Consider the following 14,641-nt stretch of genomic DNA (forward strand, 5'->3'; position numbering starts at 1 on the left):
ATGTCTGCCAATCTTGCAGCCCTTCTCTATCTCGGCTCCGGCATTCTCTTCATCATGGCCCTGCGCGGCCTGTCGAGCCCGGAAACCGCCCGCCAGGGCAATTTCTTCGGCATGGCCGGCATGGCGATCGCCATCGTCACCACCCTGCTCGCCGTGAACCTGGATTTCCTGTCCATCGTGCTGATCATCGGCGGGGTCGCCATCGGCGGCGTGGCCGGTGCGGTGATTGCCAAGCGCATCCCGATGACCGCGATGCCGCAGCTAGTGGCCGCCTTCCACTCCCTGGTCGGCCTGGCCGCCGTGCTCGTGGCCGCTGCCGCGCTCTACGCGCCGGAAGCCTTCCACATCGCCGGACCGCTGGGCAATCTGAAGACCTTGTCCCTGCTGGAGCTGGCCCTCGGCACGGCCATCGGGGCCATCACCTTCTCAGGCTCGGTAATCGCCTTTGCCAAGCTGAACGGCAACATGTCCGGCGCGCCGATCCTGCTGCCGGCCCGACACCTGATCAATATCGGTCTGGGCGTCTTCATCGTCATCATGATCGCCTTCCTGATGGCCTCGGGCGGCGATGCGAAACTGGCCTTTTGGCTGATCACGATCACCGCCTTCATCGTCGGTGTCACCCTGATCATCCCGATCGGCGGCGCCGACATGCCGGTCGTGGTGTCGATGCTGAACTCCTATTCCGGCTGGGCTGCCGCCGCGCTGGGTTTCACGCTGGAGAACACGGCCCTTCTGGTGACCGGCGCGCTGGTCGGTTCGTCCGGTGCGATCCTGTCCTACATCATGTGCAAGGGCATGAACCGCTCCTTCATCTCGGTGATCCTGGGCGGGTTCGGCGAGACCGGTGATGCTGCGGCTGATGCCGGCCCGCAAGGCACGGCCAAGCAGGGCTCGGCCGAGGACGCCGCCTTCGTGATGAAGAATGCCGGCAAGGTCATCATCGTGCCGGGCTATGGCATGGCCGTCGCCCAGGCGCAGCACGCGCTGAAGGAAATGGCCGACATCCTCAAGGAAGAGGGCGTCGACGTGGCCTATGCCATCCACCCGGTCGCGGGCCGGATGCCGGGCCACATGAATGTCCTGCTGGCCGAAGCGCAGGTGCCCTATGACGAGGTCTTCGAACTGGAGGATATCAACTCCGATTTCTCCAATGCCGATGTGGCCTTCGTGATCGGCGCCAATGACGTCACCAACCCGGCCGCCGAGGATGATCCCTCCTCGCCGATCTATGGCATGCCGGTCCTGCAGGTCTGGAAGGCCCGCACTGTCTTCTTCGTGAAGCGGTCCCTGGGCTCCGGCTATGCCGGCGTCGAGAACCCGCTCTTCTTCCGCGACAACACGATGATGTTGCTGGGCGATGCCAAGAAGATGGCGGAGAGCATCGTGAAGTCGCTGGAATAGCGTCGCTTCCAATGGATGACGAGTTCAGGGCCCGGCGATTTCAGCCGGGCCCTTTTTCATGTGCGGTTCAAGAAACCCCGGGCAGACTGGCTCCATGCTGACCGCCCTCGCCCTTCTGGCCACGGACGTTGTCGCCGAGGACTGCACCCTCGACGGCATCCCGCTCTATGGCGAGGTGGAGATCGTCGAGCATTTCGCGGACTTCCAGGTCCAGGTGGTGACGAGCTTCCCGGACCTGAAGGTGGAGACGGTGTCCAGCTTCCCCGATGACTGCGGCGAATGGGAATTCGTCGACAGCTTCCCCGATTTCACGATCGAATTCGTGGAGAGCTTCCCGGATCTCAAGATCGAGTTCGTGGAGAGTTTCCCGGGTCTTCCCTGATCACCGGTCTATTGCGGCGCTGCAGCCGCCACGTCAGACCGGACACGCCATTCACCCGGCGCCGCTTCAATCCAGTGCGCGACATAATGGGCGCTGGCCGTGAAGGCCGGCATGTCCGCGGCCATGGCTTCATTGGGCTGGAAACTCAACTCGCCATATCCCCGTTCGATGGCGGAACCCTGGCAGACCCAGACATCCAGAGCGGTCAGCGCAAACCGCCATTCCCCCAGGGTCGCCAGGCCTTCCCAGTGAGCCTGAATCGCAGCCTGGCCTTCCAGCGGCATGGAATTGGGCGAAACCTGCCAGGCATCCTCCATGAAGACTTGCGCATAGCGCGCCATGTCGCCGGCCTCGAGCGCAGCCTGCACTTCAGCATTCTGCGCCTCAATGGCAGCCAGCGCCTCGGCTTGTGACGCCGCATCACCGCAGCCGCCCAGTTCCGCATCCAAGGCCAGTCCGGCCATCAAAATGGTGATCATCGGCACCCCAACTTGTTTCGAAATCAGACTAAAGCAATCGCTCGCGACCGCCAAACACGGGACCATCAGACCGGTGTGGCGGTGCCGATATAGTCGAAGCCGGAAAAGCGCGGGGAGCCGGGCATGTATTCCGCTTCCATCTCGCGGATGGCGAACCCGCCGCCGACAATCAGCCGATCCATCGGCCGGGCCAGATGGCAGCCGCCGGCAATGCGTTTCCAGACCGGTTCAATCCGCTCCTGCCATCGCACCACGCCGGGGTCCGGAGCCCGCCCGTGCTCGCAGAACAGGAGCTGGCCCTCCGGTTTCAGCACACGGCGCATTTCCCGCATCGCCTGTTCGGCATCCGGAATGGAGCACAGCGTATAGGTCAGCACGATGGTGTCGACGGATGCGTCGTCCAGCGGCAAGGCCTCACCGCCGGCATCCAGGAGTTCATGCGCAATGGCCGTACCTGCGAGCTTTTTCGCGGCCTTGCGGCGCATGCCGGCCGAAGGGTCCACCCCGATCAGCTGCTCCACTTTGCCGCTATCATAGAGTTCCAGGTTCGGGGCGGCACCAATGCCCACTTCCAGGACGCGGCCCCGGGCCTTCGGGACCACTTTGGCCCGCTGCTTCATGATCGCGCCACGCGAGCACACACAGCCGATCAGGTTCGGCAGAATACGTTGGCCATAGAAACCCATTTTCGTCTCCCTTTGACGGGAGATTACCGCATGTTGTCGTAGGGTCGAGCGCGGGCTGTTCTACCGGCGTTGACAGCGCGGGTGAGCCGGGACACCTAACAACCCATGAGCGAGACGATTCCCGATCTTGAATCCGTCCGGGCCAGTCTTCTTGAGGCCCGTCTCTTTCAGCGCCTTTGGGCGTTTGATCCACGCTGGGTCGGATCCATTCCGCTGGACATCCACGGCCCGGATGCGGATGTCGACATTGCCTGCACGGCGGGCGAATTCCTGGACGCATTCAAGGATCATCTGGAAGCCGAGCTGGCCGAGTTCGGGGCCGTGGTCACCGAGAACACCCATGCCGGCGAACCCTCCATCATTGCCCGCCTGGAGCTGGACGGGCTGCCGGTCGAGATTTTTGGCCGGGCGCGGCCGGTTGAAACCCATGAAAGCTATGTCCACTGGCTGGCCGAGGACCGTATCCTGCGGCTCGCCGAAGACCGGTTACGCACCGATATCCGGTCGCTCAAGCTGAGCGGTCTGAAGACCGAGCCCGCCTTTGCCAAGGCGCTGGGCCTGGGCGGGGATCCTTATGTGGAAGTGCTGAAACTGGCCTCACCCAGCGATGATGCGCTGCGCCAGATGATCGAAATGGCCGGATACGCGCTGAACGCCGACGTCTAGCCCGGCCCCGGATCCTCACCCATGCGCAGCCAGCCCGTGATGGACAGGCGCGGCGGCTTCACCTTCTTGGCGACCGGCAGGACTTCATGCTTCTGGGGAACCTTGAACATGGAGAGCGTGTTCGGCCCCGGCACGAAGCGGTCGATCTCTTTGCCCGACGCATCCATGAATTTCAGGGTGCCGCCCCATTCGCGCTTCCACTCCGGCGACAGGGTCAGCACATAGGCGGCGACCCGGTTCTTGCCCTCCACACCATCATCATGGGTGTTCAGGAAATGACCGGTGCGATATCGGGTCAGCTGGGCGTCGGCAAAACTGATGCGCGGCTCGTCCAGCAGGGTGCGCATGGCACCCAGGAAGGCCTCGCCATTGAGCCATTCGAACAGATCGGCCAGGACCGGCACTTCCGGGCGGAGCGTGCCATTGTGCCATTTGTCGTACAGCGGATAGGTCTCGTAGAGGTATTGGAAGCCGGCCTTCGCATCACGCATGACCTGGCGCTCGAACTCGATCCGCTTGGCGGCGGGCAGGTCGTACATGGCCTCGGCATCGAGATCGAGATGGCGGCCGCCCAGACGCGTCACGAGTACCCAGCGCGGCACATCGTCAATGGCCTTGAGGACCTTGGCGTAGTCGGCTTCGTCAAGCAGGCCCGGGATCTGGCAGCGCGTCTGCGTGACCAAGGCCTGGTGGGCGGTTTCCAGATCGATGGACGATCCCAGTTTGAACATCGGCTTCCCCATTTGAGGCCGCACTGTTTCACAGCCGCTCCAGCGGGTTAAGTCTCCATTCTGTCACAGTCCCGGTCAGGCGCAGGCGGCACAGCGCGGTGCGGCCGGGTCGATGGACAGGCGTTTCTCGCCGATCGCCTCGCCGCATTCCACGCACCAGCCATATTCGCCCGCTTCCAGGCGCTGCAGCGCGACCTCGATCCGGCGCAATTCCTGGGTCCGCCGGGCGTCGGCCGCCTTGGCCATGGCCTGGACCTGCAGCGAGTCCTGGCGCGACAACCGGCCCACCGATTGCTGGTCCAGCTCCACCGGCTTGCGGTCCTCGCTGGCCGCGTCCGACAGGGCGAGAAGCTCGTCGCGCAGGGCTTCAAGCCGCGCCCGGGCCGTCTGTTCGTCCATCACGCCTGATCCTGTTTTCCCATGAATTTTCAGCCTAGTGGTCCTGTTGCAGCAGGGCAAACCGGAGCGGGTGGGACGCAGCACTGCGCAATACCGGTGGATCAGGCTGACGCGCCTGACTAGATTCGCCGTCCAGATTGGGAGGGCTTCATGCGCGAGACCATTCTCTCGCTCGACCGGGTATCCAAGACCTATGGCGGCAAGCCGGCGGTGCGGAATGTGAGCCTGAATGTCGAGCGCGGCCAGATCACGGGCTTTCTCGGCCCGAACGGGGCCGGCAAGACCACTTCCCTGCGCATGTCCCTGGGCATTCTCCAGCCCGACAGCGGCACGGTCAGCCTGTTCGGCGGCCCGCCGCGCGCCCAGGCGCTGGACCGGGTCGGCTTCCTGCCGGAGGAACGCGGCATCTATCGCAAGATGAAAGTGATCGATGTCATCGTCTTCTTCGCCCGCCTGAAGGGTGTCGCCCCCGGCACGGCCCGCCAGCGCGGTCTGCAGATGCTGGAAGAATTCGGTCTCGCCGATGTCGCCCAGTCCAAGGTGAAGGAACTGTCCAAGGGCATGGCCCAGAAGGTCCAGATCATCTCCACCCTGATCCACGAGCCGGAATTCATCATCCTGGACGAGCCCTTCTCGGGTCTCGATCCGGTCAACCAGTCCGCCCTAGAACAGGTTGTGCGCAAACAGGCCGAGGCCGGACGGACCATCCTGTTCTCGACCCATGTGATGGAGCATGCAGAACGGCTCTGCGACAAGATCGTGCTGATCGCCAAGGGCCAGAAAGTGTTTGACGGCAGCGTTTCCGAGGCCCTCGCCCGCGTGCCGCGCCGGGTGACTCTGGAAACGGCGTCTGATCGCAGTCTCGGCGAGGTCCTGGCCGGGCTGGGACGTCTGGATCGCGAACTGACCAAGGACGGCACCATCTGGACCGTGGACCTGGCCCCCGATGCCGATGCCCAGGATGTGCTGAAAGCCTGTGTCGAGGCCGATGTGAAACTGACCCGGTTCGAACCGGTGCGGGCCCATCTGCATGATGCCTTCGTCCACCTGGTCGGCCAGGATGAAGCGGAACCGGAAGCGGAGAGCGTCTGATGCGCAATATCTATCTCATCGCCCGCCGCGAATTCCTCTCCTACGTCGCCACCTGGGGCTTCTGGCTGTCCCTCCTCTCCGTGCCCATGTTCATGGCGCTGGGATTCGGCATGCCGATCCTCATCGAGAGCTCCCAGCCCACCCGCTATTACGTGCTGGTGGACGAGACTGGCGGCACGCTGGAACAAGCTGTCTATGACCAGATCGATGCGACGCGGGCGGAACAGGCCGAGCGCATGCGTGAGGTGACGCAGGACATGCTGGGCGACAATCCGCAGGTCCAGGCCGCACTGGAAAGCTCGATGCAGCTCTCCGACGATGATTATATCCGCGTCAGCCCCCCAGAGACGTCGCTGGACGCGCTCCGCCCCTATCTGACGGGGCAGGCCGAACTGGAGACCCAGGACGGCCCGCAGGGCCTGTTCGCGGCGATCTATCTGTCTGAACCCTCACCCGGCCAGATCGAGATCGATTACTGGAGCGCCAATCTGACCGATAGCGGCCTGCGCGCCCAGATCCGCAACGCCCTGCGCGACCACATGCAGCTGGAACACCTGGTGGAGGCCGGTGTGGATCCGGTCCTGATCGAACAGGCCGATGATCTCGCCCCCACCGTGCGCGAGCTCAATCCGCAGCGCAGCGCGGAAACCGCGGAAGTCTCCGAAAATGAGCGCCTGCCGATCTTTGTCGGTGTTGCTACCGCCTTCGGCCTTTGGGTGGTGATCTTCTCGGTCGTGAACATGCTGCTCACGGCCATGATCGAGGAGAAGGGCAATAAGGTGCTAGAAATGATGCTCGCCTCGGCGCGGCATCACGAAATCCTGGTCGGCAAGCTGCTGGGCGTGGCGGCGGTGTCCTTCACCCTGCTTCTGTTCTGGGGTGGACTTGCCTCGACGGGCGGATTCGCCGCCCAGCAATTCATGGCGGCCGCCGACATTCCGGCCGCGGAGATCATGGGCACGCTGTTCAGCCCGGCCCTGATCGGCCCGGCCATCGGCTATTTCATCATCGGCTATCTGATGTATGGCGCCATCTTCCTGGCGGTCGGCTCGCTGTGCGAGACGATCCAGGACGCCCAATCCCTGATGAGCCCGATCATGCTGATCATGATGGTGCCGCTCTTCCTGGTGATGATGGCCATCGATGCGCCGGACAATCCGATCGTGGCCGTCGCCAGCTGGGTGCCCCTGTGGACGCCCTTCATCATGCTGGTGCGCCTGCCGCAGGATATCGGCCTGTTCGAAGTGATCGGCACGACGCTGGGCATGATCGCCATGGCCACCGCCGTGATCTGGGGCGCCGGGCAGCTCTTCCGCATGGGCGCCCTCAACCAGGCCAACCAGGACACGGTGAAGGGCTGGTTCAAGATCGGGAAGAAAAAGTCGATCGGGTGAGGTGGCGGCATTACCCCTCTCACCCATTTTTCCCGGAAGCGCGACAGCGCTGTCCGGGACCTGCGTGAGACCGATCACTCGTACACACGGGCGGTCGGCCCCGGACCTTCGTCCGGGGAAAATGGAGTTTCGCCGGACAACCTCCTCTTTTTGTCATCCCGGATGGATGCCCGGCGCAGGCCATTCGGCCGGGATGACAAAGATTGGGACAGCGAAAATAGCAGCCAGCGTGCAAGCGCGGCTGTTAGACAGGGCATTGCAGACGATCCGGCGGGGAAGTCTGGAAATGTGAAAAGTCGAGATGTCCCGCAGGACCGTCTGCAACCCGGTGAAGCGGATTAAGCGACGGTCCGGCCGGACCCGCCTCAGCGCCACCCTGCCCCGGTCCGGCGAGCTCACCGGGGCCGGGACAGTGGGGAGAGTCTAGGCGGCGTTTGCGAGGGTGGGGATAAGTGGAAGCTTTTCCTCCCCACAGTGTGGAGAGGTGGATTGCCCGAATGGCAAGACGGAGGGGCCGGCGAAGCCGGTTATTCGGCGCCCCGCGCCGCCCCATCGACCCGGCGCTGCGCACCGACCCACTTCCCCATGAAATGGGGAAGAAAGAACCGACGTCGCCACGAACCCCAGACAAACGAAAACGCCGCGCCCTCTCGGGCACGGCGCTTTCGCGAAAATTCATCGTGAGTCTGGCGACCCTTAGCGACGACCGCCACGCTTGGCGATAAGGCCTTCGCGCTGCGCCCGCTTGCGGGCCAGCTTGCGCGCACGGCGAATGGCTTCAGCCTTTTGGCGAGCCTTCTTCTCCGACGGCTTTTCATAATGATTGCGGCGCTTCATCTCGCGGAAAGTGCCTTCCCGCTGCATCTTCTTTTTCAGCGCGCGGAGCGCTTGCTCCACATTATTATCGCGCACAACGATCTGTACGATGGCTCTCTCTCCATTATCTGGACGCGAGAACAATCCTCACGTCGCTAGTTCGCCAGAGGCGGGGCTACTACCAGAGCTGCGACGTCGTGTCCACACTGCCAACACATACTGGTGTGGTGACGATGCCGCCGGTGTGGTCTAGAAAAGCCTCATGACCGACACAGCAACGAAATCCCGCTCTCACAAGTATACCACACGCGAGGCGCTGCTCCAGCCCATGCTGGCACATGCGGCTTTCGACGGCTGGAGCGCCACGAGTTTTGAGGCCGCCCGCAAGGAAGCCGGCATTTCCGCGGGTGATGCGGAGCTGGCCTGTCCGCGCAAGGAACTGGATTTGCTGGCACATTGGTCGCGCAAACTGGATGACGCCGTGCTGGACGCCGTCAAGGCGGCCGACCTGGCCAGCATGAAGATCCGCGAGCGCGTGCGCTTTGGCGTGATGGCCCGGCTAGAAGCCTTGGGCGAACATGAAGAGGCCGCCCGTCGCGCGCGCGCCCGCCTGCTTCTGCCCGATGCCGCCGTGGAAGCCCCGCAACTGCTCTGGGCGACGGCGGACACGATCTGGCGCGCGATCGGCGACACATCCACCGATGTGAACTTCTATTCCAAGCGGACGATTCTCTCCGGCGTCTATGGCTCAACCCTCGCCACCTGGCTGGGCGAGACCGATGCCGAAAAGCCGGAAGCCCAGGCCTTTCTCGACCGTCGCATCCAGAATGTGATGGATTTCGAGAAGACCAAGGCCCAGCTGCAAAAGATGACCGCCGACCTGCCGGACATGGCCGGCCTGCTCGGCAAGCTGCGCTACGGACCGGGGCCGCGGGTCTGAGCCGTCCCTACCCGTCCGGCCCGTTGGTCGGCCAGCGCGGTGAGTTGAACCATTCCTTGTGGGCCGGCACCTGGACGAGCTTTCGCTCGGGCCAGCGCATTGCCGTCAAATGACCACCGAAACAGCACCCCGTATCGATGCACAGGACATTATTGCGCTCGCGCACATCGGGCTCGGCGACATGGCCGTGCACCACCGTGGCCGGGCCGGAATAATTGCGCGCCCAGTCGAGCCGGATCGGCAGGCCATGCTCATCCCGCTCGCCCGTGGTTTCCCCGAACATGGCGAAACTGCGCACTTTCTTGCTGCTCTCCCCATGCATGTGCGCATGCAATCCGGCATGGGCCACGACCAGCCGTCCCCGGTCGAGCACGAGGTGGTCCGGCAGGGCATGGAGGAAATCATTCACCGCGTCGCGGAACTGCCGGGTTTCGCGGGAGAATTGCTCGATCGTGCGTTCGATACCGTGGGACAGAACCACGGAATTCCCGATCAGCCAGCGGCGGAATTTGTCATCATGATTGCCGACCACGGCATGCCCGCGCCCCGTTTCCACCAAGTGCATGGCGATGCGCAGGACGTCCGGCGAACGCGGGCCGCGATCGACCAGATCCCCAAGCAGGACCGGCTTGCGGCCTTGCGGATGCGTGATGTCATAGTCGCGCTGCCCTTCCGGCCCGTCCCAGTCGAGCTGATAGCCCAGCCGTTCCAGCAGGATTTCCAGCTCTCCGGCGCAGCCATGTACATCCCCGATGAGATCGAAGGGACCGGCATCATCAAAATGCGTGTCAGGCGGCAGGGGGGACAAGTCGGACGGCATGCGCCAAGTTTGGACGCAGCCGCGCCGAGATCAAAGCCCTAAAGCGTGGAGAGGCGGTTCACATGGCCCATCTTGCGGCCGGAGCGGACTTCGCGCTTGCCGTATAGATGAAGCCGGGCGGCCGGATCGGCGGCCAGGTCTTCCCAGGCCAAGGCGTCCTCGCCGATCAGATTGGTCATCACGCAGGCGGAATGCGGTGCCGGATCGCCCAGCGGCCAGCCGGCAACGGCGCGCATGTGCTGTTCGAACTGGCCGCAGCCGCAGGCATCCATGGTCCAGTGACCGGTATTGTGGACGCGCGGGGCGATCTCATTGACCACCAGGCCGGCCTCACCCAGATCAAAGAGCTCGACGGCAAACACGCCGACATGGTCCAAGCCATTGCCGATCGCCGTGGCGATCTCCAGCGCCCGGCCTTGCGTGGCGGCATCAATACCGGCGGCCGGTGCCTTGGTCTGTTTCAGGATGCCGTCACCATGGACATTCTCGGCCAGCGGGAAGGCTTTCACCTGTCCGTCGACGGAGCGGGCCGCGACAACCGACAGCTCCCGCGTGAAGGCGGCGGCACCTTCCAGGATGGCCGGCTGTTCCCCGATGGCTACCCAGGCCTTGCGGGCGTCTCCGCTCTCGCGGATCCAGGCCTGCCCCTTGCCGTCATAGCCGAAGCGGCGGGTTTTCAGCACCGCCGGCAATCCGATGGATTCGATCGCCGCTTCCAGACTGTCGATATCGTCGACCTGGGCGAAGGGCACGGTGTCGACACCCGCCCCATTGATGAACGTCTTTTCGATCAGCCGGTCCTGGGTCAGCTCCAGGGATTTGGAGCCGGGGCGAAGCACGGACACCCGGGCGGCCGCTTCCACGGTTTCCACCGGAACATTCTCGAATTCATAGGTGATGGCATCGCAGCGCCGGGCAAAGGCCTCGACCGCGCCGATATCATCCCAGGGCGCGCAATAGGATCGCGCTGCGACACGGCTGGCCGGACAGTCGGGCTCGGGCTCGTAGACATGCGCGTCGAAGCCCAGCGCAGCACCCGCCGTGGCCAGCATGCGGCCCAGCTGGCCGCCACCGAGAATGCCGATCGTGGAACCGGGCGCGAGCGGACCATGTGTCATCAGGTCTAGTCCTCGACCGTCACCGGGACACTGTCCGTCTGGGCCTGGCGCCAGGCCTCCAGACGCTCGGCCAGGGCCGGATCCATCAGGGAGAGGATCGAGGCAGCCAGCAGTCCGGCATTCTTCGCTCCGGCATCACCAATGGCCAGTGTGCCAACCGGGACACCGCCGGGCATCTGCACGATGGAGAGCAGGCTGTCCTGGCCGCTGAGCGCCTTGGACTTCACCGGAACCCCCAGGACAGGCAGCGAGGTCATCGAGGCGACCATGCCGGGCAGATGGGCCGCCCCGCCGGCGCCGGCGATGATCACTTTCACGCCTTGCGCCCGGGCCGACTTGGAAAACTCGACCAGCCGGTCTGGCGTGCGATGCGCCGACACGACCTGGTCGAGATGGGAGACACCCAGCTCGTCCAGCACGGCGGCGGCCTTTTTCATGGTCGGCCAGTCGGAACGGGAACCCATGACAATGGCCACATCGGCCGGGGTCTGGGCAGTAGACGGCGAAAGATCGCTCATGACGCTTCCTGGTCACAAAAAGGAAGCGCGGGACCTTAACTCCAGTCTTGAGCAGGTCAAGATATCCCCGTCAGGCAAGGCTTTTCTTTTCCGGCTTGAGGGTTTCTTAACCACACTTGGCGAGCCTGATCGTGAACAGATTCGAATTGGATCGAGCGATGCGCATCGGCCCCTTGAACACTGGCGGCAATATTTCACGGACCGGGAAGCCGGAGTCCGGGAAATCGTCTGCGAGCAGTTCTGGTGCGCGCAGTGCCGCAGCCCCGCAGGATGCGGCCTCGATCATGGGTGTTCCGGAAAACGAGCTGACGCCGAACGTCCAGCGCGCCCTCCTCTCCCTGATGGGTGAGGTCGACCAGATGCGCAAGGAAACCGAGCGCCTTCGCGGCCGGGTCCGCGAACTGGAATCACTGGCCGATCACGACGTGCTCCTGCCGGTGCTCAACCGCCGAGCCTTCCTGCGCGAAGTCTCCAAGGCCCTCGCCCTGGCCGAGCGCCACAGCGCCCCGTCCGCCCTGGTCTATATGGATCTGAACGGGTTCAAGGCGATCAATGATGCCTACGGGCATGCCGCCGGTGATGAAGCCCTGCACCATGTTTCACGCCTGCTGACGGCCCATGTCCGGGAAACCGATGCGGTCGGCCGGCTCGGCGGGGATGAATTCGGCATCGTGCTGACGCTGACCGCCCAGGATGGCGCGGAAGCCAAGGCCGCCGAACTGGCCGAGATCATTGAAACCTCTCCCTTCATCTACAAGGGTGAGGCCCTGTCGGTCGGCGCAGCCTGGGGCTGCCATCCGCTGCAGGCGGGCGGTCAGGCAGAAGATGCCATGGCCGAAGCCGATGCGGCGATGTATGCGCGCAAACAGGCCCAGAAGGCCGACGCACAGCGCCGTCGCGCCTGATCCGCAGCCGGACCCTAGGCGATGATGTCGGGGGTGATCTGGTCCTCGACCTCGGAAATCAGGTCCTTGATCCGCAGCTTCTCTTTTTTCAGCCGCGCGAATTTCAGCTGGTCCACGACCCCGTTTTCAGCGATCGCATCCACTTCCCGGTTGAGCGCATCATGCTCGGCGCGCAATTCTTCCAGACGTTCAACAAGCGCCTGTTGCTCGGGCGAAACTCCGTCCATTCGAGGGCCGTCTCTTTGTTGTTGCGGACAATGTACCGGTCTGCCGTGCACCGGGATCGGCTAGCAGATCGATGCCGCGGATGCCCTGTAGACGGGGCGCGAACAATAGCGGCATTCGGATCGGGAATAAATGCCCTGAGAGCGCTGCATGTGCGAAGACTGGCGACAAGCCCGCCAGCCTGCCCGTAGGGGGCTAGCGGCGGCCGCCCTCCAGGTCTTCCCCCCAGCGGCGCGTGCTGTCCCAGTCCAGATCAAACAGGTCCAGCGCCCGCCCGACCGACTGGTTGACCAGATCATCGAGGGTTTTCGGCTTGGCATAGAAGGCCGGCAAGGGCGGACAAATGATCGCACCCATCTCCGTCAGGGCCTCCATGGTCCGGATATGACCCAGATGAAACGGCGTCTCGCGCACCATGAGGACCAGACGCCGGCGCTCCTTCAGCACGACATCGGCGGCCCGCGTCAACAGGCTGGACGTCACGCCCGTCGCGATCTCCGACATGGTCTTCACCGAACAGGGCGTGATCAGCATGCCGCGCGTATGGAAGGAGCCGGAGGCGATGGAGGCGCCGACATCGGGCATTTTGTAGACCTGGTCGGCCTTGGCCCGGAAGTCCTTGATGGACATATCCGTCTCGTAATGGAGCGTCATCTCCGCGGCCTTGGAGGCCACCATGTGACTTTCCACGCCGAGATCCCGCAGCGCTTCCAGCGCACGGACCGCATATATCAGGCCGGACGCGCCTGAGACGCCCACAATCAGCCGATCTGGCTTCACCATCCTCTAACCCCGAAACGTTTCGTGAGTAGACATAATGCCGGAATTTGTTTCAATCGAGCTTCCCATACCAGTAGAGGAGACGTTCCATGTCCATCGAAGCCCGCATCCGTGAGCTCGACGCTCGTCATACGCGCCTGGATTCCGAGATCGAAGATCTCAAGAAACATGCGTCCGCGGACTCTCTGGAGGTGGCCCGACTTAAAAAGGAAAAGCTTCGAATTAAGGAGCAGGTCGAGTCGATGCGAATGTCGGCCCAGACCGAATTTGCCGAATAGGCGACACGATCTGCCAAGCATGTCGGGGGCGGCCTTTCAGGCCGCCCTTTTTGCAGGTTAGACTGGCCATTCAAACACGTTGAAGCGTTGAAAGAGAGGAGACCCTGTCATGCGGATGCTCGCTGCCCTGATCGCAACAGCCGCCCTGACCCTGCCGGCCGCTCATGGCCAGAAGGATGACGGCCTCTCCTCCTGTCTCGCGGGCGAGATGGCGCTGCAGGCTGGCGAAACCGCCGCCGCGGCGGATCACTTCGAGACCTGCCTGCAGAGCGAAGATCTCGAACCGCACCAGGAAGTCGGCGTCTATGCCGCCCTGGGCGCCGCCCTGCTCAATGAGGAACGCTATCAGGACGCCCTCAACGCCTATAATTTCGCCTTCGCCATCATCGACACACAGCTGGCCGACGTCGCCGAGCCGACCCTGTGGCGCAATCGCGGCATTGCCCGCCTGGAACTCGGCCAGCAGGAGGCGGCCCTGGAAGACCTGCAGCGCGCCGCCCGGGAATTGCCCGATGATGTGATGACCCAGCTCAATCTGGGCATTCTCTATCAGGACATGGGCCGCACAGCCGATGCCGTGGTGGCCTATGACACCGTCGTGCGCCTGGAACCGGACTGGATGGGCGCCTGGATCAACCGCTCCAGCGCGCTGCTGGATGCGGGCATGACCCGCGCCGCCGTCGAGGATGCCCGCCGCGCTGTGGAACTGGAGCCGGAGAATGGCACGACGCTGAACATGCTGTGCTGGACGCTGATCCAGGATGGCCGCGCCCAGACCGCCCTGCCCCTGTGTGAACAGGCGGTGGCGCTGGAGCCGGAAGTCGGCGCCATCGTGCACTCCCACGCCTCCGCGCTGGAAGCGCTGGGCCGGATGGACGAGGCCCTGCCGCTCTACCGCCGGGCCTGGCAATTGTCGCCAGACGATCCGGAAATCACCGAGGACTATCAGCGCACCCATAATCCGTAAGCAGCGCGCCATTGCCTCGCGGGCAGTGCCATGCAAGGTCT

19 protein-coding genes are annotated in these 14,641 nt (G+C 63.8%); 9 read left to right on the top strand and 10 right to left on the bottom strand.

Annotation, left to right across the window (positions count from 1 at the left end):
• Positions 1–1,404, top strand: a complete 1,404-nt coding sequence (locus FCS99_RS11250; RefSeq protein ID WP_138512577.1) for an NAD(P)(+) transhydrogenase (Re/Si-specific) subunit beta — start codon at positions 1–3, stop codon at positions 1,402–1,404.
• 94 nt (positions 1,405–1,498) lie between these two features.
• Complete coding sequence (locus FCS99_RS11255) at positions 1,499–1,786, top strand: hypothetical protein (RefSeq protein WP_138512579.1); 288 nt, start codon at positions 1,499–1,501, stop codon at positions 1,784–1,786.
• 8 nt (positions 1,787–1,794) lie between these two features.
• Here FCS99_RS11255 and FCS99_RS11260 read toward each other — a convergent pair whose 3' ends face one another.
• Both FCS99_RS11260 and FCS99_RS11265 read right to left on the bottom strand, forming a co-directional pair.
• Positions 1,795–2,265, bottom strand: coding sequence for a YybH family protein (locus tag FCS99_RS11260; protein ID WP_171036348.1), 471 nt, complete (start codon positions 2,263–2,265; stop codon positions 1,795–1,797).
• A gap of 65 nt (positions 2,266–2,330) precedes the next feature.
• Positions 2,331–2,951, bottom strand: a complete 621-nt coding sequence (locus FCS99_RS11265) for a class I SAM-dependent methyltransferase (protein WP_138512583.1) — start codon at positions 2,949–2,951, stop codon at positions 2,331–2,333.
• 105 nt (positions 2,952–3,056) lie between these two features.
• On the opposite strand from FCS99_RS11265, the gene FCS99_RS11270 reads away from it, so the two are divergent.
• Positions 3,057–3,617, top strand: a complete 561-nt coding sequence (locus FCS99_RS11270; protein WP_138512585.1) for a DUF4269 domain-containing protein — start codon at positions 3,057–3,059, stop codon at positions 3,615–3,617.
• On the opposite strand, the gene FCS99_RS11275 is transcribed toward FCS99_RS11270, so the two are convergent.
• Both FCS99_RS11275 and FCS99_RS11280 read right to left on the bottom strand, forming a co-directional pair.
• On the bottom strand, positions 3,614–4,348 hold the full coding sequence (locus FCS99_RS11275; RefSeq protein ID WP_171036349.1) for a 2OG-Fe(II) oxygenase: 735 nt from the start codon (positions 4,346–4,348) through the stop codon (positions 3,614–3,616). The two genes, FCS99_RS11270 and FCS99_RS11275, sit on opposite strands and share 4 nt — an antisense overlap.
• A gap of 75 nt (positions 4,349–4,423) precedes the next feature.
• Positions 4,424–4,747: a TraR/DksA family transcriptional regulator gene (locus FCS99_RS11280; protein ID WP_138512589.1), complete on the bottom strand. Its 324-nt coding sequence runs from the start codon at positions 4,745–4,747 to the stop codon at positions 4,424–4,426.
• Positions 4,748–4,897: 150 nt separating this feature from the next.
• Here FCS99_RS11280 and FCS99_RS11285 point away from each other — a divergent pair, with 150 nt between their 5' ends.
• Entirely contained in the window at positions 4,898–5,839 is a 942-nt protein-coding gene (locus FCS99_RS11285; RefSeq protein WP_138512591.1) for an ABC transporter ATP-binding protein, read from the top strand.
• Complete coding sequence (locus FCS99_RS11290) at positions 5,839–7,233, top strand: ABC transporter permease (protein ID WP_138512593.1); 1,395 nt, start codon at positions 5,839–5,841, stop codon at positions 7,231–7,233. The genes FCS99_RS11285 and FCS99_RS11290 overlap by 1 nt, the downstream gene beginning before the upstream one ends.
• Before the next feature lie 696 nt (positions 7,234–7,929).
• Here FCS99_RS11290 and rpsU read toward each other — a convergent pair.
• On the bottom strand, positions 7,930–8,193 hold the full coding sequence (rpsU, locus tag FCS99_RS11295; RefSeq protein ID WP_138512595.1) for a 30S ribosomal protein S21: 264 nt from the start codon (positions 8,191–8,193) through the stop codon (positions 7,930–7,932).
• 118 nt (positions 8,194–8,311) lie between these two features.
• Here rpsU and FCS99_RS11300 point away from each other — a divergent pair, with 118 nt between their 5' ends.
• Complete coding sequence (locus FCS99_RS11300) at positions 8,312–8,989, top strand: COQ9 family protein (RefSeq protein WP_138512597.1); 678 nt, start codon at positions 8,312–8,314, stop codon at positions 8,987–8,989.
• A gap of 7 nt (positions 8,990–8,996) precedes the next feature.
• Here FCS99_RS11300 and FCS99_RS11305 read toward each other — a convergent pair whose 3' ends face one another.
• Genes FCS99_RS11305 through purE form a run of 3 tightly spaced genes read right to left on the bottom strand, consistent with a single transcriptional unit; the run spans position 8,997 to position 11,445 of the window.
• Positions 8,997–9,809: a metallophosphoesterase gene (locus tag FCS99_RS11305; RefSeq protein ID WP_138512599.1), complete on the bottom strand. Its 813-nt coding sequence runs from the start codon at positions 9,807–9,809 to the stop codon at positions 8,997–8,999.
• 38 nt (positions 9,810–9,847) lie between these two features.
• On the bottom strand, positions 9,848–10,927 hold the full coding sequence (locus tag FCS99_RS11310; protein WP_138512601.1) for a 5-(carboxyamino)imidazole ribonucleotide synthase: 1,080 nt from the start codon (positions 10,925–10,927) through the stop codon (positions 9,848–9,850).
• 5 nt (positions 10,928–10,932) lie between these two features.
• A complete protein-coding gene (gene purE / locus FCS99_RS11315; protein ID WP_138512603.1) occupies positions 10,933–11,445 on the bottom strand; it encodes a 5-(carboxyamino)imidazole ribonucleotide mutase in 513 nt (170 codons plus the stop codon).
• A 284-nt stretch (positions 11,446–11,729) separates the two neighbouring features.
• On the opposite strand from purE, the gene FCS99_RS11320 reads away from it, so the two are divergent.
• A complete protein-coding gene (locus FCS99_RS11320) occupies positions 11,730–12,350 on the top strand; it encodes a GGDEF domain-containing protein (protein WP_233352783.1) in 621 nt (206 codons plus the stop codon).
• Positions 12,351–12,364: 14 nt separating this feature from the next.
• Here the strand turns inward: FCS99_RS11320 and FCS99_RS11325 are convergent, their stop codons facing one another.
• On the bottom strand, positions 12,365–12,577 hold the full coding sequence (locus FCS99_RS11325) for a YdcH family protein (RefSeq protein ID WP_138512607.1): 213 nt from the start codon (positions 12,575–12,577) through the stop codon (positions 12,365–12,367).
• 193 nt (positions 12,578–12,770) lie between these two features.
• Complete coding sequence (locus tag FCS99_RS11330; protein ID WP_138512609.1) at positions 12,771–13,358, bottom strand: UbiX family flavin prenyltransferase; 588 nt, start codon at positions 13,356–13,358, stop codon at positions 12,771–12,773.
• 86 nt (positions 13,359–13,444) lie between these two features.
• Between FCS99_RS11330 and FCS99_RS11335 the strand changes: the two genes are divergently transcribed.
• A complete protein-coding gene (locus tag FCS99_RS11335; RefSeq protein ID WP_138512611.1) occupies positions 13,445–13,633 on the top strand; it encodes a YdcH family protein in 189 nt (62 codons plus the stop codon).
• 109 nt (positions 13,634–13,742) lie between these two features.
• Positions 13,743–14,600, top strand: a complete 858-nt coding sequence (locus tag FCS99_RS11340) for a tetratricopeptide repeat protein (RefSeq protein WP_138512613.1) — start codon at positions 13,743–13,745, stop codon at positions 14,598–14,600.
• The last annotated feature ends 41 nt before the right edge of the window (positions 14,601–14,641 follow it).

It is taken from the genome of Maricaulis alexandrii, assembly GCF_005871165.1.
Classification (GTDB): domain Bacteria; phylum Pseudomonadota; class Alphaproteobacteria; order Caulobacterales; family Maricaulaceae; genus Maricaulis; species Maricaulis alexandrii.

Excerpts from the sequence above, each read along its gene's own strand:
- FCS99_RS11250 (WP_138512577.1), top strand. The coding sequence starts at position 1 with ATGTCTGCCAATCTTGCAGCCCTTCTCTATCTCGGCTCCGGCATTCTC.
- FCS99_RS11255 (WP_138512579.1), top strand. The coding sequence starts at position 1,499 with ATGCTGACCGCCCTCGCCCTTCTGGCCACGGACGTTGTCGCCGAGGAC.
- FCS99_RS11260 (WP_171036348.1), bottom strand. The coding sequence starts at position 2,265 with ATGATCACCATTTTGATGGCCGGACTGGCCTTGGATGCGGAACTGGGC.
- FCS99_RS11265 (WP_138512583.1), bottom strand. The coding sequence starts at position 2,951 with ATGGGTTTCTATGGCCAACGTATTCTGCCGAACCTGATCGGCTGTGTG.
- FCS99_RS11270 (WP_138512585.1), top strand. The coding sequence starts at position 3,057 with ATGAGCGAGACGATTCCCGATCTTGAATCCGTCCGGGCCAGTCTTCTT.
- FCS99_RS11275 (WP_171036349.1), bottom strand. The coding sequence starts at position 4,348 with ATGTTCAAACTGGGATCGTCCATCGATCTGGAAACCGCCCACCAGGCC.
- FCS99_RS11280 (WP_138512589.1), bottom strand. The coding sequence starts at position 4,747 with ATGGACGAACAGACGGCCCGGGCGCGGCTTGAAGCCCTGCGCGACGAG.
- FCS99_RS11285 (WP_138512591.1), top strand. The coding sequence starts at position 4,898 with ATGCGCGAGACCATTCTCTCGCTCGACCGGGTATCCAAGACCTATGGC.
- FCS99_RS11290 (WP_138512593.1), top strand. The coding sequence starts at position 5,839 with ATGCGCAATATCTATCTCATCGCCCGCCGCGAATTCCTCTCCTACGTC.
- FCS99_RS11300 (WP_138512597.1), top strand. The coding sequence starts at position 8,312 with ATGACCGACACAGCAACGAAATCCCGCTCTCACAAGTATACCACACGC.
- FCS99_RS11305 (WP_138512599.1), bottom strand. The coding sequence starts at position 9,809 with ATGCCGTCCGACTTGTCCCCCCTGCCGCCTGACACGCATTTTGATGAT.
- FCS99_RS11310 (WP_138512601.1), bottom strand. The coding sequence starts at position 10,927 with ATGACACATGGTCCGCTCGCGCCCGGTTCCACGATCGGCATTCTCGGT.
- purE (WP_138512603.1), bottom strand. The coding sequence starts at position 11,445 with ATGAGCGATCTTTCGCCGTCTACTGCCCAGACCCCGGCCGATGTGGCC.
- FCS99_RS11320 (WP_233352783.1), top strand. The coding sequence starts at position 11,730 with ATGGGTGTTCCGGAAAACGAGCTGACGCCGAACGTCCAGCGCGCCCTC.
- FCS99_RS11325 (WP_138512607.1), bottom strand. The coding sequence starts at position 12,577 with ATGGACGGAGTTTCGCCCGAGCAACAGGCGCTTGTTGAACGTCTGGAA.
- FCS99_RS11330 (WP_138512609.1), bottom strand. The coding sequence starts at position 13,358 with ATGGTGAAGCCAGATCGGCTGATTGTGGGCGTCTCAGGCGCGTCCGGC.
- FCS99_RS11335 (WP_138512611.1), top strand. The coding sequence starts at position 13,445 with ATGTCCATCGAAGCCCGCATCCGTGAGCTCGACGCTCGTCATACGCGC.
- FCS99_RS11340 (WP_138512613.1), top strand. The coding sequence starts at position 13,743 with ATGCGGATGCTCGCTGCCCTGATCGCAACAGCCGCCCTGACCCTGCCG.